The sequence below is a fragment of the Pantoea sp. X-Soil-YNGN-775 genome, from assembly GCF_059730575.1.
Genome location: NZ_AP035945.1, coordinates 549,073 through 569,495, shown reverse-complemented (window position 1 = coordinate 569,495; position 20,423 = coordinate 549,073). Strand labels below are relative to the sequence as shown.

At 45.0% G+C, this 20,423-nt stretch carries 14 protein-coding genes and 3 pseudogenes; 7 read left to right on the top strand and 10 right to left on the bottom strand.

The window, feature by feature from the left end; all coding sequences use genetic code 11:
- Positions 1–403: 403 nt before the first annotated feature.
- A complete protein-coding gene (locus AC6I8I_RS02525; protein ID WP_312055216.1) occupies positions 404–2,134 on the top strand; it encodes a sulfatase family protein in 1,731 nt (576 codons plus the stop codon).
- 142 nt (positions 2,135–2,276) lie between these two features.
- Positions 2,277–3,500 (top strand): anaerobic sulfatase maturase, encoded by a 1,224-nt coding sequence (locus tag AC6I8I_RS02520; protein WP_497828291.1) that lies wholly within the window; start codon positions 2,277–2,279, stop codon positions 3,498–3,500.
- A gap of 261 nt (positions 3,501–3,761) precedes the next feature.
- Here the strand turns inward: AC6I8I_RS02520 and AC6I8I_RS02515 are convergent, their stop codons facing one another.
- From AC6I8I_RS02515 to AC6I8I_RS02500, 4 genes and pseudogenes are all read right to left on the bottom strand, one after another.
- Positions 3,762–3,953 (bottom strand): hypothetical protein, encoded by a 192-nt coding sequence (locus AC6I8I_RS02515; protein WP_497828677.1) that lies wholly within the window; start codon positions 3,951–3,953, stop codon positions 3,762–3,764.
- Positions 3,922–4,083, bottom strand: coding sequence for a hypothetical protein (locus AC6I8I_RS02510; RefSeq protein WP_497828290.1), 162 nt, complete (start codon positions 4,081–4,083; stop codon positions 3,922–3,924). The genes AC6I8I_RS02515 and AC6I8I_RS02510 overlap by 32 nt, the downstream gene beginning before the upstream one ends.
- 101 nt (positions 4,084–4,184) lie before the next feature.
- Positions 4,185–4,514, bottom strand: coding sequence for an endoribonuclease SymE (gene symE / locus AC6I8I_RS02505; RefSeq protein ID WP_497828289.1), 330 nt, complete (start codon positions 4,512–4,514; stop codon positions 4,185–4,187).
- A 493-nt stretch (positions 4,515–5,007) separates the two neighbouring features.
- Positions 5,008–5,151, bottom strand: a pseudogene (locus AC6I8I_RS02500) (helix-turn-helix domain-containing protein); the annotation flags it as partial.
- A gap of 53 nt (positions 5,152–5,204) precedes the next feature.
- Between AC6I8I_RS02500 and AC6I8I_RS02495 the strand changes: the two are divergent.
- The 4 genes from AC6I8I_RS02495 to AC6I8I_RS02480 all read left to right on the top strand — a co-directional run bounded on the left by AC6I8I_RS02495 (position 5,205) and on the right by AC6I8I_RS02480 (position 11,947).
- Positions 5,205–5,609, top strand: a complete 405-nt coding sequence (locus AC6I8I_RS02495; protein ID WP_497828288.1) for a hypothetical protein — start codon at positions 5,205–5,207, stop codon at positions 5,607–5,609.
- A 129-nt stretch (positions 5,610–5,738) separates the two neighbouring features.
- Positions 5,739–9,152 (top strand): DEAD/DEAH box helicase family protein, encoded by a 3,414-nt coding sequence (locus AC6I8I_RS02490; RefSeq protein WP_497828287.1) that lies wholly within the window; start codon positions 5,739–5,741, stop codon positions 9,150–9,152.
- A 63-nt stretch (positions 9,153–9,215) separates the two neighbouring features.
- Positions 9,216–10,850: a type I restriction-modification system subunit M gene (locus tag AC6I8I_RS02485; protein WP_497828286.1), complete on the top strand. Its 1,635-nt coding sequence runs from the start codon at positions 9,216–9,218 to the stop codon at positions 10,848–10,850.
- Positions 10,847–11,947 (top strand): restriction endonuclease subunit S, encoded by a 1,101-nt coding sequence (locus AC6I8I_RS02480; protein ID WP_497828285.1) that lies wholly within the window; start codon positions 10,847–10,849, stop codon positions 11,945–11,947. Before AC6I8I_RS02485 ends, AC6I8I_RS02480 begins: the two co-directional genes overlap by 4 nt.
- A 289-nt stretch (positions 11,948–12,236) precedes the next feature.
- Here AC6I8I_RS02480 and AC6I8I_RS02475 read toward each other — a convergent pair.
- From AC6I8I_RS02475 to sid, 6 genes and pseudogenes are all read right to left on the bottom strand, one after another.
- Positions 12,237–13,397, bottom strand: a pseudogene (locus AC6I8I_RS02475) (IS3 family transposase).
- Between the two features lie 66 nt (positions 13,398–13,463).
- Positions 13,464–13,958: pseudogene (locus AC6I8I_RS02470) on the bottom strand (integrase arm-type DNA-binding domain-containing protein); the annotation flags it as partial.
- 362 nt (positions 13,959–14,320) lie between these two features.
- Positions 14,321–16,438 carry a DEAD/DEAH box helicase gene (locus tag AC6I8I_RS02465; protein ID WP_497828284.1) on the bottom strand — a complete coding sequence of 706 codons (2,118 nt, stop codon included), beginning with the start codon at positions 16,436–16,438 and terminating at the stop codon, positions 14,321–14,323.
- The gene (locus AC6I8I_RS02460; RefSeq protein WP_497828283.1) at positions 16,431–18,068 is read right to left on the bottom strand and encodes a dsDNA nuclease domain-containing protein; all 1,638 of its coding nucleotides are present in this window, start codon (positions 18,066–18,068) and stop codon (positions 16,431–16,433) included. Before AC6I8I_RS02460 ends, AC6I8I_RS02465 begins: the two co-directional genes overlap by 8 nt.
- A 426-nt stretch (positions 18,069–18,494) precedes the next feature.
- Complete coding sequence (locus AC6I8I_RS02455; RefSeq protein ID WP_058957585.1) at positions 18,495–18,746, bottom strand: ogr/Delta-like zinc finger family protein; 252 nt, start codon at positions 18,744–18,746, stop codon at positions 18,495–18,497.
- Positions 18,743–19,459: a capsid size-determining scaffold Sid gene (gene sid, locus AC6I8I_RS02450; protein ID WP_497828282.1), complete on the bottom strand. Its 717-nt coding sequence runs from the start codon at positions 19,457–19,459 to the stop codon at positions 18,743–18,745. The genes AC6I8I_RS02455 and sid overlap by 4 nt, the downstream gene beginning before the upstream one ends.
- 511 nt (positions 19,460–19,970) lie before the next feature.
- On the opposite strand from sid, the gene AC6I8I_RS02445 reads away from it, so the two are divergent.
- Complete coding sequence (locus AC6I8I_RS02445; protein ID WP_425000382.1) at positions 19,971–20,228, top strand: helix-turn-helix transcriptional regulator; 258 nt, start codon at positions 19,971–19,973, stop codon at positions 20,226–20,228.
- Positions 20,229–20,423: the final 195 nt, after the last annotated feature.

Sequence of the window (20,423 nt, the reverse complement as noted above, 5' to 3'; positions counted from 1 at the left end):
GTTGAAATACTTCTCAGCAGCTCCCCCGTTAACTTACAATATAAAAGGCACGCGTTATTTATTTTGAAAAGAGAGCTAAATTAGCTGGACGTAAATGTGATAAGAAACACAGCCCTATCTTTATCGCCTTTCGTTAAGTGATATTGTTCTCAAAATATAATATTAAGCATTGATAATATTTTTATCTGTCAGTAGTGTCGAAAACGATCGTTACCGAACCTATCGGGCGAAACCTGATTTATCGTTTCTTGTTATACGAAGAACGATAAATCAGGTTTTTTTTTTGCACTTTTCCAGCAATTTATCAGGTGATTACCGTTGATGTCAGACACTCACAATCGCGTTGTTACAGCTAATAAGACGGTATTGCGATAATAAAATTATGAATCACAAGGAGAGAACAGTGAAACCTCTGTTACTGGCTACCATGATTTCAGGCGTGCTCTTCCACCCCGCCGCCTCTGCGAATGAGCATGATTTCAGTGCGCAAATTAATAGCGTTCGACCAAACATCATTTTGATTCTCACCGAGGATATGAACCCGCGTCTTGGCGTTTACGGCGACAAAGTAGCGCGAACGCCGCATCTTGATGCGCTGGCGAAAGAGTCGGTACGCTTTACTCACGCATTTACCATGGCTGGCGTTTCTGCGCCTTCGCGGGCGGGGCTGATCACCGGTGCGTTCCCTAACACAATCGGCCTGCAGCATATGCGTACCGCAACCCGACCTGGAGGAGGCTATGTTGGCGTTCCGCCTTCGTGGATAAAGGGTTACCCGGAGTTACTGCGTCGTGCTGGATATTTTACCTATAACGATACCAAAACGGATTATCAATTTACCAAAGGGCACGCTGATACCGGCCCCTTTTCGCTCTGGAGCCAGCATGGTCAATACAGCAACATAAAGGACCTGTTAGTGCCGGCGGCGTGGCGTAATTATGATTTGCAGGGCAAGCCGTTTTTTATGAATTTCAACCCACAAATCACCCATGAATCGGCCTTATTTACCAAAGATAACGTGCCGAAAGGTTTTGAGTATATAACCAAAGTCTGGGACGAGGTTCGTTCACACTATCAGTACGCCGCCACCGATCCGGCCAGGGTGAATATAGAGCCATGGTATCAGGACACGCCGGAAACCCGCAAAGAGCTGGCAACCCTGTATGACAATATCCACGTGATGGACATGCAGGTGGGTAATCTGATTGATACGCTGAAGCAGGATAAGCTGTGGAATAACACCATCGTTATTTTTGCCGCAGATAATGGCGACGGTTTACCCAGGAAAAAGCGTGAAGGTTACGATTCCGGAACGCATGTACCGCTGATGATCCACATTCCTGAAAAATACCGCCCGGCTGGCTGGCCGGCTGCGGGTAGCGTCGACCAACGATTAATTTCATTTGAAGACCTGGCCCCGACCATTCTTGGCTACGCCAGCGCTGACGTGCCGGACTATATGAAGGGCATTGATTTATCCAAAAGCCATGCTCCGGCCCGTCAGTTTGTTTACGGTGTTCGTGGACGTATGGATAACGTCAACATGCGTTCGCTGTTTATTCGCGATAAGCATTATCAGTATGTTCGCAACATGGATAATACCCCCGGCGCGGTCAGCATTCCCTTCCGCGATGTACAAATGACCATGCGCGCGCTGGTGAAAGCCGAACAAGCGCATCAGCTGACGAAAGCGCAGCAAAGCTGGTTTGCACCCCGCCCGGCAGAAGAGTTTTACGATCTGCAACGCGATCCGTGGCAGCTTAGTAATCTCGCGCAGGACCCCGACTATCAGCAGCAGCTCACCGCGTTTCGCCAGGCGATGGATAACTGGCGCGATGGCAGTAACGACATGAATCTGGTGAAAGAAGATCTGATGGTCAGTGACCTTCTCAACGCTCAGGGTGAACAGCAAATTACTTTACCGCCGGTTGCCACGCAGGATGCGGTTAATAACAAAATTTACCTCACCAACCGGACAGAAAATGCCTCTATTGGCTATAGCTGGGACGGCAAAACATGGCTGCTGTACACCAAAGCACTAACGCCACCTGCTGGTAAACCCAGCCTGCAGTTTAAGGCGGTGCGTTATGGCTGGCAGGAGAGTCCGTTACAGGCTCTGTCGACGGTTCAATGAGATAAGTAACCTACCGGACAGTGGGAAAAGGCCCTGACACAACCCTGGGCCGGTTGACACCGTGATGCACGGCTAAACCAGTGCAGTAAAGCTGTCGGGTGGGATCACTAATAACGCGTTAACACCCGCCTGAGGAAGCACCATGAACCGCCCTTTTACCACTTTTCAGCTGATTGCTAAACCGTCCGGATCGGTATGCAACATTGACTGTAGCTACTGCTTCTATCTGGAAAAGGAACAGCTATACCCGGAGAGAAAAAGTCACTGGAAGATGGATGACGACACACTCGAACGCTATATCCGTCAGCATCTGGCTGCACAGCAGGCGGAGGTGGTGGATTTCATCTGGCAGGGAGGTGAACCCACGCTGATGGGGATAGATTATTTTGAAAGAGCGATGGCGCTACAGACGCGCTACCGTGGCAACAAGCGGATTAATAACTTTCTGCAAACCAATGGAACGCGGCTGGACGAGGAATGGGCGCGTTTTCTGAAACAGCATAATTTTCTGGTCGGCGTTTCGCTGGATGGCGATCGACGCAGTAATGATGCGCACCGACTCACCCGTGCCGGAAGCAGTACGTATGATCAGGTCATTAAAGGGATGGCGTTGTTAAAACGCTATGAGGTCGAATTTAACACTCTGACGGTGGTCAACGCTGAAAATGTCAAACGTCCGCTTGATGTTTACAATGCCCTGAAGCGTGCCGGCAGCCGGTATATGCAATTCATCCCTCTGGTTGAGAGGCAAGCCAGTGTTGCCGGGCCGGATGGCCTGACGCTAATCGCTCCTGATTTCAGCGGCCAGTGCCGGGTTACTGAATGGTCGGTGCCGCCCAATGCGTATGGCGGTTTTCTCAATAAAATATTCGACCACTGGCTGCGGCATGACCTCGGTGAGGTATTTGTGATGAATTTCGAGCAGACGCTGACGCAATTAACCGGTGGCATCGGCTCCTGTGTTAGCGCTGAAAAATGTGGTGGCAACGTAGTGCTGGAAGCGAATGGCGATCTGTTCTCTTGCGATCACTTTGTCTATCCGCAGCACAAACTGGGCAATATTCATCAAACAGATATTGCCGATTTGGTCAATTCACCGCAGAACGTCACCTTCGGCAGCGACAAGCTGAATAACATAAGCGTTGAATGTCTGACCTGCTCAGTGCGCTCCATGTGCCATGGCGGCTGTCCGAAACATCGATTTGAGATCTCCCTGAATGGACTGCCAAACAAGAATTACTTCTGCGGCGATTATAAAAAATATTTTACGCATACCTTACCTGCAATGAATACCCTCATTGAATTAATGCAGGCAGGGAAAACCCCAGGCCGGATAAGAAGGTATTTCAGGACACAGCAGAGGTGATAGGGATCATTTTTTTCTGGTTTGATTTGATTTGATTTGATTTGATTAGCTGAGTAATTCGGAGATATATCAGAATTACATCTGACGTTGTTCCAGACTGGAATGTATCGCTTTAATTCCAGCCTTTAAGGTTTCCCCACAGCATACTATTGACGCATCATATCTATCATTAATTCACTCCTTAAAAACTCATTTATTAGCGTTAAGTTTCTTCTAAATAACTCTTACTATGATCTGATAACCTATGAGAGTTACCATTGTTCAAATCACTAATAGTTCAATCCCCACAAAACCCCCGATATCGCGTTGATTAAATAGCCCTTCTAACCCTACCCAAAAATGCTGTTGTCCTTCTGTCGATGGATCTGACGGCCTTACCACAAGAAAAGTCATTACGAAAAAGGACACTGCAATAAGGATTCTAAATCCCGTTGGAACACGTTTTGCTTCCATTTAAAACCACCTCAATTGTTCCAGACGAGATTAGCCCATTACTTAATTTCACTTGCGATGTAGAGAGCAATGCTTGTCGAATAGCTATGAAATCAGTTCTGTGTTGCAAAGTTATGCAGCCTAAAGACACACCAAGAGGTCCGCGAGGATGAAGTCTGAAATTTCCTCGTTCTACATTACGCGTCCTGATATTTAACCGCTCCCGATGCGATGTCGGGAGCAGTTTTTCATTCAGACGACTTTCTGTTTACCGGCAATAACCTGAATGAACTCATGCACCTGCTTTTGTTTCCGCGCCGACAACTTGCATACCTGGCGCAGAGACTGCATCAATTCGCTCTCCTGCCGGGCGGTGAGCACAATACAACCTTCCATTACCTTTACATCTACTGCTGTGCCCGTGGCAAAACCGGCTGCTTCCAGCCATTGTCCTTTCATGATGATGGCGGGTATCCGGCTGTAATCCGGATAGCGGCTTGCATAGCTAACAGTTAATTGCCTGTTATTTGCAAGAGAGACTTCTGGTTCAGACGGTTGTGCAATAGAATGGGCGTCAGTCATGATTACTATTCTCCATAAATAGTAGTTGTGATTAGCGGCGCGGGTGTGTTGGCGCACATCCGCACCGCGCTAAATACCTGTATATATCATCAGTAAATAGAAGAAAAGTCCAGCTAAAAACAGCTTGGAATAAGGCAGTTATGAAAGCATTTTAATATAAAGCGCTAGGTTTACCTGGCAGTAAATAATAAGGAGCGCACCAGAAAAACATCTCAAAAATTTAGTCATGGATATCAAGAAATCACCAACAGCTATTCGTCTTGACTCAATAAATTTAGAGTCATCAGGCAGAGCTTTACTTTCTTCCTCATTGTATTCTCCTCACGTGTCTGCACTAATCCTTACAATCCCATATTGTTGCTCATAAGGTGGTGTTTCAATACATTTAAGACTTTCCCCGGACTCAATTTTTCACTGTATGACTTAAAGCCGATTTCTCCCGTATCTCGAGGTTAAAATTTTTCTTTCTGCTCCAGCAGCCAGTACAACTAACTCAAACCAACACCTTCAACCCATGCTTCTGCACTAAGGTAAGCAGTTTCAGCAATAATCCACTCGGACGTTTTACGCCGCTTTCCCATTTCTGCACCGTTGACACACTGGTGTTAAGGTAACTGGAAAAAACGGGCTGGCTGAATCGCCACGGGTTTAACAGACACTTCAGAGTCATTTAAAATGACCTGAAGAGAGGTGTCCAGGAGCGGTAAACGTTATCCCGAAGAGTTTAAAATTGAAGCAGTCAAACAGGTTGTTATCGCGATCATTCTGTTTGCAGCGCTGCAACACGTCCCGATACTTTTTACCCATGGAGGTATTAAAGATGTATTACTTCGCGAGTGTGTCAGGCGCAAGCAACGCTCACTTGCCAATAAATTGATAAGCCTGCTTCAGCAGTTCCATAATGTGGTGTATCGCCATAAGCTTGTTTGGCTTTTCTGGAATGACCGTATGCTCGGAGCCTTCCTGGACGACTGGCTGGAGAACCTCAAGGAAATGAATGATGAGGAATTCTGCTTTTGGCTGGTGCAGCGCCGGGAAGAAAACGCAGAGTTAACCCATTCAATGGGTGAATATGTGAACTTTACGAACTACTGAAGTGATCCTGCCCCGCACTAAGAGTTCATTTTCGATGCTCTTAAGATTTCCAAGCTCACTTTGTCTGCCAAATTAGTGTGATATTCTTTCCATAAATCCTGTTGTATCCACGACATAAGGCGATGATTGATGGAGCAGTCTCTCAATTTTGAAATGTTGCGTAGCCAGTGGCCGGAACTGGCGGAACTCGCGTGTATGGCGGAACGCTATGTTCACTCTGACCCGGAAAGTTGTCTGGTTAAGCTGCGCAACTACACTGAATTGATGGTGCGCTGGTTGTATCGTCAGGAGCGGTTGCCAGAAGGCATCAAGGCGAATCTGTACGATTTAATGAACGCCGATGTGTTTACCAGCATGATGCCGGAAGCCATCATCATGAAAATGGATGCGCTGCGTATCCACGGCAACCGCGCCGCGCACGGTGGACGTATCAAAGCCAAAGATACCTACTGGCTGCTTAAGGAAGCGTATTTATTAGGGGTCTGGCTGTATGTTCGCTACGCCCACGGTAATGTTGAAAACTGCCCCAAATTTTCTCTTCCTCCGTTAACACAATCTTCAGGCCGTGCAGATGAAAAACGTCTGGAAGATGCAATCAGGGCTCAAGATGAAAGCCGCGAGCGCGAACTGGCGCTACAACGCGCACTACAGCAAGAGCAGGAAAAGGCCGAACACCTTACTCAACGTCTGAACGAAGCCAGAGCTCGCAACCAGCATGTTGCAGATATCCTCTCTATTGATGAAGCGGAAACCCGCCGTCGCCTGATTGACTCTCGCCTGCTTGCCGCCGACTGGAATGTAGGTGAAGAGCTTAATAATACCGATCAGGTTACGCAGGAACATCCCGTTAAAGAACAACCTACTGCAACCGGTGACGGTTATGCGGATTATGTCTTGTGGGATGAAGCGCATAAACCGCTGGCGGTGGTGGAAGCAAAAAAAACCAGCGTCAATGCCGAGCAAGGACGAATTCAGGCCCGACTGTATGCCGACTGGTTGGAAAAAGAATATGGTCAGCGTCCGGTCATCTTCTACACCAACGGCTACGATATCTGGCTGTGGGACGACCATAAAACTCATGGTTATCCCCCGCGTCAAGTATTTGGTTTCTACAGCAAGGAAAGCCTGCAATATCTTATTCAACAGCGTGAAACCCGTCTGCCACTGAACAGTGTGCCGCATGTAAAAGACAACGAAGGCAAGGCCGTTGCTGGACGTTTGTATCAGCTTGAAACCATTGCCCGCGTCAGCGAACGGTTTACTAACAAGTACCGACAATCGTTAATTGTTCAGGCTACAGGTACAGGCAAAACCCGCGTGGCAATTGCACTAAGCAAACTGATGATTGATGCTCGCTGGGTAAAACGCGTCCTGTTTCTTTGCGACCGTAAAGAGCTGCGTAAACAGGCGGCGAATGCCTTCAATCAGTTCACCAATGAGCCGCTGTATGTGGTCGGGAAATCGAAGAAAGCAGACAGGCAGAATGCCAGGATCTACATCGCCACCTATCCCGGCATGATGAAAATCATGGACCATTTTGATGTTGGTTATTTCGATTTGATTATCGCCGATGAATCCCACCGCTCTATCTACAACGTCTACGGCGACCTGTTTAAGTATTTTGATGCCCTCCAGATTGGCCTGACGGCCACGCCGATCGACATGGTGAGTAAAACCACTTTCGGCCTGTTTGGTTGTGAAGGACGTATCCCTACCGCCAACTACAGCCTGGAAGATGCCATCGCCGATAACAATCTGGTTCCCTATGAGGTTGTTACGCACACCACGGAATTCCTGCGCGAAGGCATCAAACGGGAGAAATTAAGCGACGCACAAATCCGCGAACTTGAAGAACAGGGTATCGATCCTAATACGCTGGAATTTGATGGCAAGGCGCTGGATGAGGCAATTTATAACAAAGACACCAACCGCTATATCTTGCGTAACTTGATGGAAAACGGCCTGAAAGATCAGGACGGCCAACTACCTGGTAAAACCATTATTTTCGCCCGTAACCATAAACACGCGCTGTTGCTGAATGAGTTGTTCGACGACATGTACCCGCAGTTTGCCGGACGCTTCTGCCAGGTCATCGACAACTACGATCCCCGCGCCGAGCAACTGATTGACGATTTTAAAGGGCTGGATGAAAGCACCAACAAAGAGCTGACCATCGCTATCTCTGTAGATATGCTCGACACTGGTATTGATGTCCCGGAGATTGTGAATCTGGTCTTTGCCAAACCAGTCAAATCGAAAGTGAAGTTCTGGCAAATGATTGGCCGTGGCACGCGCCTCTGTTCGGGACTCTACGGCTACGATGAAAACGGCAAACCGCTGGATAAACAGAAATTCCGCATCTTCGATCACTGGGGAAACTTTGAGTATCACGAGCTGCATACCGAAGAGGCCGAAGTCACAGCTACTAAATCGCTGGCGCAAAAACGCTTCGAAGCGTGGGTTATGCTGGGGGCCGCTGCGCAGCGTAAGTTCGACAAACAGGCGGTGGATTTAGTCGCTCACCAGCTCCGCGAGCAAATCAACGCGCTGGATGAAAAGTCGATTGCTGTGCAGGAAAAGTGGCAGCAAAAAGCGCAGTACAGCGATGAAAAAGTGCTGCGCCAGCTTTCCCCGAAAACACAGCAGGATCTGCTATCTGTCCTGGCCCCTCTGATGCAGTGGCTGGACGTGCGCGGACAAAGCGATGCCATGCGCTTTGATATGGATATTCTGGCGGCGCAAACTGCCCGTTATACCAACCCGGAAGAGCTGGATGTGCTCTGGCCGGTCATCATCGAGAAAGTGGAACGTCTGCCGCCGCATCTGACTCAGGTGCAGCAACAGGGACAACGGATTAATCAACTTCGTGATTTAGGCTGGTGGAAGCAAGCCAGCCTGGAAGAGCTGGAGGATATCCGCATTCATCTGCGCGGTATAATGCACCTGATGGAGAAAGATGCGACGCCAAAATTTGGTTCGATACAGGTGGATATTACCGAAGATGCGAACCTAATCCAGACGGAAACCCGCAAAACCAACATCCGCTCAATTGATTTCAAACTGTATCGTCAGCAGGTTCAGGGAGCGCTGGAGCCGCTGTTCCAGCAAAATCCGGTGCTGAAGAAAATCCGCAACGGCGAGCCGGCGACGCAAAGCGAGCTGGATGAACTGGCTAAGCTGGTGCTGATCCAGAACCCTAACGTTGATATCCGGGCGCTGAAAGAGTTCTACCCGCAGGCGACCGTCAGCCTGGATAAACTTTTGCGTACCATCATCGGAATGGACAGCGACGCGGTGGAAGTACGCTTTGCTCAGTTCGCAGCAGACAACAGCCTGACCAGCCAGCAACTGCGTTTCCTGTCACTGCTGAAAAACCACATCCGCGATTACGGCACCATTGAAATGCGGCAACTCTTTGAACAGCCGTATACGCATATCCACAACGAAGGCGTTACTGGCGTATTCCCGGATATAGAGCAGATCGCCCGGCTGCAAAAGATAGTCGAAGAGTTAGGTGTTGTGACCGACGCAGCGACGGTATAATACACACATGACAAGCCCCGGCAGCGGGGCTTTTGTATTTATAACAGGTTATAGACATTAACAATGATCACCGGTGACTTAAAAAGTAAAATCGACGGACTGTGGGAAGATTTCTGGGTGGGTGGTATCACAAACCCGCTGACCGTTATCGAACAGATCACCTACCTGATGTACTCCAGGATGCTGGATACCCAGGAACAGCGGGACGAGAAGCGTAAACAAATCGCGGGTATTGATTTTAAACCGCGCTTTGCTCCTGAGCAGCAGGAGTTCCGTTTCAGCCACTACAGCAACCTTGGCTCGGACGAAATGATGGAAGTGGTGCGCGATGGCGTCTTCCAGCATTTCCGTCAGCTCGGCCAGGCCGATGATTCGAAGGTAACGCTGCTGGGCAACTTTATGAAAGATGCTCGTCTTGAGATCGTCAAACCCTCGTTATTGACTAAAGCCGTGGAGGTGATCAAAAACCTGCCACTGGATCGTGGTGACACCAAAGGCGATCTCTACGAATACCTGTTAAGCAAGCTAACCACCGCCGGGATCAACGGTCAGTTCCGCACGCCGCGCCACATTATCCGCACAATGGTTGAAATGATGGAGCCAAACCCGGCACGTGGTGAAACGATCTGTGATCCGGCCTGTGGTACCGGTGGTTTTCTGGCAACTAGTTATGAGTACCTGCTGGAGAAATACAGTTCACTAGAGTCCATTCATACCGAAATTGGCACCAACGAACGTGGCGAACTGGAAGAGCAGAAAATCTTTACAGGCGATATGCTCACGCCGTGGCGTGACCATGTGGATAATAACATGTTCCACGGTTACGACTTTGATACCACCATGCTGCGTATTGCCGCCATGAACCTGATTATGCACGGAGTTGAAGAGCCGGATATTCATTATCAGGACACCATGAGCCAGAGTTTTAGTACCAACTTCCCGCAGGCCAGTAAAAACGCATTCAACCTGATTCTGGCGAACCCGCCGTTTACTGGTTCTCTGGATGAGGAAGATATCGACTCTACGCTGTCAGCGATGGTGAAAACCAAGAAAACCGAGCTGCTGTTCCTGGCGCGTATTCTGCAAATGTTAAAAGTGGGCGGGCGCAGTGCCACTATCGTGCCGCAGGGCGTATTGTTTGGTTCCAGCAAAGCGCACCAGTCGCTGCGTAAAACGCTGGTGGAAGATAACCAACTGGAAGCGGTGATCAACCTGCCTTCCGGCGTATTTAAACCTTACGCGGGTGTAGCGACGGCGATCCTGATCTTTACCAAAGGCGGCCAAACGGATGAGGTCTGGTTCTACGATCTACAAAACGACGGCTACAGCTTGGATGACAAGCGTAACCCAATAAAATACAACGATTTGCCGCATTTATTAGCAAGCTGGAAGCATTACCGTATTTTGCGAGGGCTACCGGTTGATAATTTTATGGGCGAGAGATCAGCCTCGTTGCTAAAGCAGCAATATCCGGAAGGGGTGGATGCTGGTGTTGATTTTAAAGATCGCACTCAGGCGGCGTTTGTAGTACCAAAAGAGGATATTGCGGCGCAGAAATACGATCTCTCTATTAATCGTTATAAAGAGGTGGTATATCAGGCGGAGGAATATGAAGATCCGAAAGTGATACTGAAACGGTTAAAAGATCTGGAAAATGAGATTCTGGCGGATCTGAATGAGCTGGAGGGGATGCTGTGATTGACAGTAATTTAGTAGGATTTGTCGAGAAAGATTTTTGTAGTGTTGTAAAAGACCTTACTTCAGGAAATCCTAAGGTAGCAAGTAAAGATTACCTTATGGAAGGAAGGTATCCAATTATTGATCAAGGAAGCAACTTTTGCAGTGGTTATACAGACTCTAAAGAGCTTTTATGTAATATCGAGCTACCATGTATCATTTTTGGCGATCATACCAGAGTATTAAAGTATGTTGATACCCCATTTGCTCTTGGAGCTGATGGGGTAAAAGTTCTTAAGCCAATAAAGGGGTTAAGTGAAAAATATCTTTTTTATTTTTTAAAAAATTTAGATATTCCGTCAGCGGGATATAGTAGGCACTTTAAATTCCTGAAAGAAAAAAATATTAAGTATCCGTTACAGTTAAGTGAGCAAAAACGCATCGTAGCTATTCTTGATAAAGCCGATGGTATACGCCAAAAACGCGAGCAAGCTATCAAATTGGCTGATGATTTTTTGCGTGCTACGTTTTTGGAGATGTTTGGCGATCCTGTTGAAAACCCTAAAGAATGGCAGAGGATGAAATTTTCCGAAGTCGGAACAATGGACCGAGGAAAGTCAAAACATAGACCAAGGAATGCCCCCGAATTATTAGGCGGTATTCACCCATTGATTCAAACTGGAGATGTTGCAAACTCTGGTGGCTATATCACTGAGTATTTTAGCACATATTCAGATATTGGATTAGCACAAAGTAAAATGTGGAAAAAGGGCACTCTATGTATAACAATAGCGGCCAATATCGCCAAAACTGGAATATTAACGTTTGATGCTTGTTTTCCAGACAGTGTTGTTGGCTTTCAGCCTAACCAACACGTCGAAGTAGAATTTATTCAGCATTGGTTAGGTTTCTTGCAAAAACAATTAGAGGAAACAGCACCAGAAGTGGCACAAAAAAATATTAATTTAGCAATATTAAGAGATTTAGATGTAATAGTTCCCGATAAAGCATTACAGATGAAATTTAAAGGTGTTGTTAAAAAAGTGAGAGAATTAAAAGAAAAGCATCATAATTTTCCAGACATACAGTCGGCATTGTCAAGCTTTCATTTATCTTAATTTTATTTGGAGGTAAGCCTTCAAATAAATAATTATTCACACAAGTGAAAGAGTTAAACAATGGAAAACATTAAGTTAAAAATCCTTGTGCTCTGTATTATAGCTATAATACCATTAGCCCCTTATCTTCTTGTATTTCAAAATGGATTTTCACATCTTTCAGATGATTGGGGTAACTTTGGATCTTACATAAGTGGTATTACAGCTCCATTACTTTCGGTTATTAGTATTATTCTTGTATTGCACACTATAGAACTAATGATCCTACCCACGTAATGTAGACACGGTCCTAAGCGAGATTCAGAGTTTCAAATTGTTCCGGGCTGAGTCCGCCACAGGCACTGTGGCGACGCCACCGATTGTAATCACACTCGATATAATTAAACACCGTCGTCCGCATCATTTCCCGGCTGATAAAGCGTTCACCGTGGATACATTCGACTTTCAGTGAGTGGAAGAAGCTTTCTGCACAGACATTATCGTAACAACAACCCTTTGCACTTATGCTACCGCGCAGGTTATGCCGCTTCAGTAGCGCCTGATAATCCGCTGAGCAGTACTGCCCACCACGATCGGTGTGAACGATGACATTTTCCGGGCGCTTACGTCGCCACGACGCCATCTGTAGCGCATCGCAGGCCAGCTGTGCCGTCATCCGCGATGACATTGACCAGCCGATAACAGCACGTGACCACAGATCGATGACGACAGCCAGATATAGCCAGCCTTCATCAGTACGTAAGTAGGTGATGTCACCCGACCATTTCTGGTTTGGACCGCTGGCGTAAAAATCCTGCTTCAGCAGGTTCTCCGACACCGGCAGGTCATGCTCGCGGTAACTGACCGGGCTGAACTTCCGTGAAGCTTTCGCCCGAAGCCCCTGACGACGCAGGCTGGCTGCCACGGTTTTCACGCTGAAGCGGTAACCCTGAGCATGCAGTTCATCGGTCAGGCGCGGTGCGTCTTAGCGCTGTTTTGCCCGGTGAAAAGCCTCGTGCACGGCGCTGTCACAACTCAGACGGAACTGCTGGCGTGAGTTTAGCCTCGCACGCCGCTGAGCCCACGCATACCAGCCGCTGCGGGCCACCCGGAGGACGCGACACATGGCTTTGATGCTGAACTCAGCCTGATGTTTTTCAATAAAGACATACTTCATTTCAGGCGCTTCGCGAAGTATGTCGTGGCCTTTTGGGGAATGGCAGCTCCTCGTCTCAAACGCCAGCTGGCGTTTGAGACGAGCATTTTCAGCAGCGAGTTCATTTTCACGCTCAGAGGATGAGAGCTGTTGCTGCTGTTTACTGCGCCAGTTATAAAGTTGCGATTCATACAGGCTGAGTTCACGGGCAGCGGCAGCAACACCGATGCATTCAGCCAGTTTCAGGGCTTCACTGCGAAATTCAGGGGAATGCTGTTTACGGGGCTTTTTGCTGGTTGATACTGTTTTTGTCATGTGAGTCACCTCTGGTTGAGAGTTTCCTCACTTAGTCTCGTGTCCACTATTCGAGGGTAGGATCAGAAGACGGGAGGCCACTTCAAGACGGCCAGATGTCTCGACGGCTTTAATGGGAATTAACAGATAGCGGGTACCCAATTCAGCAATATTGCGAGCACCAATTGCCGGGAAGATATTGTCCTCTAAACTCTTTTTTACGCGATTAGCATGATTTTCCGACCATTTTTGGTTGGTCACGAGCCACTCTCTGGCAACCTTCTCGAAAGTAATAATCTCTTTCGCCTGCTCTTCTTTCACAGCACGTTTATGCTCACGAGGATCGATACCAGCAGCTACCAACCTTCTGGCCTCTTCCCTTTTCTTCCTGGCATCCGCCAGTGAAATTTCAGGATAGACACCGAACGCCATCAAATGCTGTTTACCGCCAAAACGGAAACGAAATCGCCAATACTTGGAACCGTTAGGTTTTACAAGTAAAAACATGCCGTCACCGTCAACAAGTAAATACTCTTTCTCCTCCGGTTTTGCAGAACGAACTTTAGTATCCGTTAGGGCCATAATGGTCCTCCTTCCATTGGTATTTCGTGAGTATACAAGCAATATCGAATCGGCAAATATACTCATTAGTATACTCACAAGCTGGTTGATGTGGATTGAGTTAGGTTGACTTCAGTTGAGGAGAAAATCGTGGAAAGCCTTGTGTGGCGCGGATTTCAGGCACAAAAAAAGCCACCCTTGGGTGACTTGATTGCATAATTGGTGCGAAGGCCGGACTCGCCAAACAAATTCAACTTACTGATAAATAGGGGTTATGTAAAGATTGAAAAATACAAAGACCCCTAAACTGACCCTTATGGCTGAGGCTTTGTTGCAGGATCCCATAGGTTAAAGCCCGCAACAAAGCTCCCATAAAAAGAAATCTATTCTAAAGCCTTAATCAAGAAATCACGCTCAAATTCAGTTAGTACTTTAGGTATACGATTGTTTTTTATACTTGAATATATCTCTTCAAAACTTAAATCCGCATCATAATGGCTACTAATCTTATCTAGAATTTGTATAGGAACTCCCATCTCTTCAAATATGGAGAGATTTGGGTGAAGATGCATATTTTCAAATATTGATATAAGATAACTATACCCTGCAGGACTTAAGTTATTAGTTTCTATGCATCTGTATTCAACAATATCCCATAATAATGATAAGAATTTAGGTATTGTATATTTATATAGTACCCTCACTATCTTCAACTCATTGCTAACACCATCAGACACTTCATCATAATTTTCATTTACCCACAATAGCTGCCTTTTCAAGTACTCAGTAAAGCTTCCTGACATAATATAGCTTGAAAGTCGCCCTTTGAGCGCTTCCTCATCATCTCTGATAGAACAGCTCCTAAGAGAGGCACTCTCAACAGATATTAAAGCTCTGCATATTAATAACATACCTTTAGAACTTGGTATTCTATTAAAAATAAGCTCTCTGAAATAATCTTCTCTCAATGTCATTATAGCATTATAAAGCGTCAATATCTTTTCATAACTATAAGTTACATGTTTTCTTAAAATATCTAAAGGAACGATATTACCATTAATAAAATCTGTTAACCTTTTTGTAGACTCTTCGCTAAGGTGCTCAGCCTGCATACCAAGTAAAAGATTAAGTGAAGACCCTGAGTTCTGAATTCCAATAGGAACTTCGACTGTTTGGGAACTTATATTTTCAGCAGGGACGCTTTCAAGACAAAAAACATTCCCTACGAAATGAGAGCGCATCCTTCCTGCACGACCTTTGATATTATTATGCGTAAATTTATCGATGGACATGCTTCCGTTTCTATTATCATATATAATAACATTTTCGGCAGTGGTATTGACACCCTCTATAATAGTTGAGGTGCATATAATTATATTTAGAAAACCATTATTAAACAAGTCTATCGTTTTTTGCTGAATTGCCCTAGGTAAATTACCATGGTGTATACCAATACTATTGCTAATAGCTATTGAATAATCCCATTCTGGTAAGTACTCATCCTTTATCCATTTTGAATAAGGATTCTCAGCTGTATTACCAATGCCTGCTGAGATTAACTCATTAACGATTCTTTTAGCACTAACTGAAGATCGACAATATATAATTGTCTGCCCTTTATATTTTCTCAAAATTTCAATAAGAGTTTTATTTTTATTATCCTTATCATTCGCACTTATATTATACTCATGAACATTTACAGCAACTGTGCTAAAGTTCGTTGATATGAAATAATATTCAGGAGTTATTGTCCCTATGCCTCTAACTTCATCAATAGATGGGCCTATCATATAAAACTGTTTCGAAATTTTCAGAAGCCTGCTTAATGCAACGTTTAAAGCTATAACGCGCTCATCTTCAGTATCTTTCTTAAAAGAAAGTTTATAGAACTCGTCTATTACAAAAAGATCTAAATCCTTGACATCCTCTCTTTCATTGAATCTTTCCTGAGTTAAGATGTATATTATCTTTTCTTTAGTTGCAACCTGAATACTATGATGAATTACCTCATAATCAGATGAAAATTTTTTTTGAATTCTTTTTCTGGTTTCATCAATTAAGGCTATTGTGGGAACAATTATTAAAATTTTGTTGAATTTTCCTGAATAAATTAAAGCATCTACAATAGCACTTTTCCCCATGCTTGTAGGTGCACTCAAAATTATATTCTTCCCTTTTATTAAGAGATCATATATTTTGTATTGCATGGAATGAAAAACATACTCATCCTGATTAATCGGTTTAAAAAATTCAATAGCAATTTTATCTCCGTAGTCTAATGACTCAAACTCACTTTTTAAGTAAGGTAATAACCCACTTTTTCTAACCAATTGCTTTAATATATTATCAAAGTTCTCAAATTCACTTCTTCTATCGAGCGCTCTGACAACCATGTCCCGCCCTTCGTTCACTGTTGAGGTATCATTTAGAAGATTGTTAGCCTCCTTTAGATATAAGAAAGCCTTATTATTTCTTTCTGGACCGGTTACAATATCATTCATGGCTATCAACCTTATAAATGCCAGACTTTATATTACTTATCATAGTGTCAACACATGGAGCCGGGAAAACAAATAGATTAGCATTGATATTGTTTAAAAACTTCTCTTTTTGCATTACTGCTGACATGTTTAAAATATGATTTTTTACCTCCTCCATCATATTTTCTATGTAGCTTTGGTCCCTACTGGCATCATAAACTAAGGGTTGAGCAGCCGTCTTGTACCCAAAAAATAAAACAATATTTATCCTCCCCATCAAGCTATCAAAAGTTTCGCTAGAATTTAAAATCTCATTGATGTCGTGTTTTAGAAGATAAGGATCTTTTTTTGCATTCAATATTACTTTCTTATGTATGGCAAAGTCATCAATGAAATTCAATAATAAAGACAAAGAACCTTCAAATGCCGCCATTATGTTATCATCTCTTATAATACAATTGAAGCCAATCCATAACTCATCTGGTTCATGATTCTTTATGACAATATGTACATTGTCATAAATATTACGAGCCGAGTAAATCTCAGCTGAAATTATTGGCTGACTATGTTTTTTTGTTCTTATAATTGAATGCAGCATGGTTCGTGCAGTAAGCGAGTCTAATTCTTTATCTTCAAAATCAATTTTACTTGAAAACCTCTGGAAAGTTTCATAAAAGGAAAATCCATTTATGGTATCTAACTCATCTGGAGATAATAAAACCTCCGGTAACCAGTTATATATACTATTAGCAATATGCTTGAAGTTATAATTCCCCCTATTATAAGTTTGATAAAACAACTTACCCTGCAATAGTTTCATTTTATCACAATAATATGTCTCCTCCATTTCTTGCAATATAGAAAAAGTATTGTCGAATTTAGTTGGATATATTTTCTTATACGATCTACCATCAGCCGGTACAAATTTTAATTCATCTTCAAACCATGTTATAAAATCCTCTCGGGAATATGATTTATCATCTATAGTTTTTAATTTTCTAGATACTGCACTCTTTTTATTTAATGTATACACCATTGAGCACATGATCTGAAACTCTTCGCGTGGGTTCAAATAAACGTTTCTATCAATTGCAGACCTCCTTATATTTGAAAGCAAAAGAAGCTCTAATTCTTTCTCTGAACCTATAATTTCCCACCAAAAATTATCCACCCAATATTCAGCAGCATTACCATTAGCACTAGTATATTTCTTTAATTTTTTTTGTATAGATAAAATAATGTCATCTCGTCCACTTTTATCTTCTCTTTTATGCCTTTCTATACTTAAAAAACATAATTTAGCATTCACTCCTCTTGGTGTTAGGATCCTAAAGCGAGATAATAAGTTTGCGGTTTTATCGCATTCTAGTGATTTATGTAATATTGAATCTTGTTTATTTTTTTCTGATTCTTTTGATAACTCATCTAAAGTCCAAGACTTTTCACTCTTTGTCGTTTTAACTTGTACAAATTCTGTATACTCTTCATATACTAAATCGATATCATCTGTCACCTCACAGCGTATTTTTTTTAATTTTTTATCAAATAGCATCTGAGATAAGTATAAGGCCGCAGCTAAATCTTGGTATAAAAAACCTTTTTTAGCGCCAACTCCTCCACCATCGCTTTCATCCATTTTTTCTTGAGTCATGTCACCTTACCTGTACATATAAACAGTTAAAAAAAATTAAACTATTACATTTATACAATAAGAATTGACTGAAAAGATAGATTTTAAGCATTTATCAACATGATTTTTTTGCCCTCAGGCTAACGATTTATGGTGATTGCCTTTTCCTTTGATAAGGCACGCATTTTGCCAAAAGATATTTAGCGCGCAATGCTATCCCCGCCACGCCTGCCCGCTTTATGCATCGCTTTTCATGCAGGTGAATACTAAGGGCCGGGCCGCGCTCTGTATGGCCTGAACGGGGGAAAGTGGTACATGATTTCGTATGCAGATCCATGCACGCTATGTATGCACTGCTCTTAAGAAGGCGGCTGGCCAGAAAAAGGGCATAAGAAAGACAAAGCATAGACACAAAAAAGCCGCTGGTTGGGCAGCGGCTGTGCGGCACTAATGAACCTGGCGGAATGCTGAGCCGTAACGGCCCAGCGTCTGACGTTCTTTTGCTGGTTCCGGTGGTGGCGCCGGTACCTTTTCCGGCTGTGGCGGTGCGGTGATCACCTTTGTAATGCTCTCATTCGTCTTGAAGGTGCAGGAACAGTCCAGATTAGTGCACTGGTGATACCGCTCTTTCACCTGCTCTGACATATAGCGGCTCGATTTGGTATGTGCCGCGCTTTTGCAGTATGGACAGTGCATCATTTCTGGCTGCCCTCCTGAAGCTTTGCACGCTGCATTCGGATTGATTCAGCCAGCTTCTGGCGGCGCATAGGATGGCGGTAAAGCTCCATATCAATACCAGTAAGTGGCGGGCGATACAGACCAATATTCTCCAGCAGCGGAGCCTCATTTAGTATGCTGTCTGGCAGAGCAGCCGCCGCCCGCGTCAGCGCTTCTCCGACCAGATAAGCCACGTCCTTAATACTATCCCGGTCGTCTCCGGCAAACGTAGGGGAAAGTTCTTCACAGTGGATACGCAGCTTAATGGCCCAAAGCAGCGACGGACTTACGTTACGCAGGGCTGACTGCCAGTGCGCATCCGCGAACCCGGTAAAAGCCTCTAGGTGCGATTCAACATACTCTTTACCACTGCCGCAGCATTTCAGCATCGCCTCCTGCTTATCCAGCGCCAGCTCTTTAAGCAGCCCGCCGAACTCATCGGCCAGTTCACGGCTGGCGATGCGCTGAGAATGTTCGGCGCGCAGCTCGTCGGTGAGATTGCCTCGCAGGTTGCGAAAGCTCGTGCGCCAGTTGCTCTCGGCTTCTTTCCCTGCCTCGATGGCTGCCTGCTGTTCTTTTTCACAGCGGGCGATATCGGCGCAGATGCAGTTATAGGCTTTCATCCTTTCGGTATGTTCAGCACGGGCATTCTCAAAGCGTTCCAGTGATGCAGGTTTCTGTTCCGGGGTGGTCATGATTGTCTCTCATCGTCTGTAAAGGATGAGGCCATTCTGTCGTATACCACAGGACAGTGCATTTCATTGCTTTCCGCCTGTCGATGAACAAACAAGGGCATAACCGGTGCAGGTTAGCCCCCTAACTGATGATATTTCTTATATAACTGTTCACTGGTATTCACTGAGATAAAAAAGATAATTAATACAGTCATTAAGGCAGTGAATACTTTTAAGTTAAGTCATCACTGAGTATTCACAGGTGTGCACACAGTCTCAGATAAAAGCTTTTTTCTGGCGAGCCTTTTTCAGATTTTAATTCTATTAATAAAAGCTTTTTAATCGCTGAAAGCTCTTAAAAGGCAAACGTTGGCAAACAAAGGCAAACAGGAGGTAAGAGAAGTGCTTTTTGCTCATTTTTCAGCAGTCAGGGGGTTGTTTACTTCACCAGAAATATAACCAGAATAGGGGGTTACCTGAAGACACCACCGGAACCGGACAGCACCGGCCGGACTCATAATGAGGTAACACCATGCACGCAGTTTCATCCGTACCAGCCCCTGCCATTCCCGTAATCCGCGATGCCGTTTACCCGCGCGACCGCTTTATGCGACTGCCGGAAGTCATCAGCACGTGCGGCCTCTCACGCTCGACCATTTACGACTTAATCAGCCGTGAGCAGTTCCCGTCGCAGATTTCCCTCGGCGGTAAAAACGTCGCCTGGCTGGCGTCAGAGATTGACGGCTGGATGCAGGCCCGCATCGCACAGCGCGCCGGAGGTACAGCATGATTACGCTGAATGTCGGCACGAAAACCTGTCCGCTCACTCGCGAAAAAGCCGCCTTTGTCGCAGAAAGCCTGACGGCAGCCCAGTAACCGCAACGCCCTTTACCAGCGGAATACGCGGTCACATTTCCGTTATGGGTAAAAAAGCGAAGCCTGCCAGACAGCGGGGGGAGAAAGAGAACGGGCAATTCCGATCAAA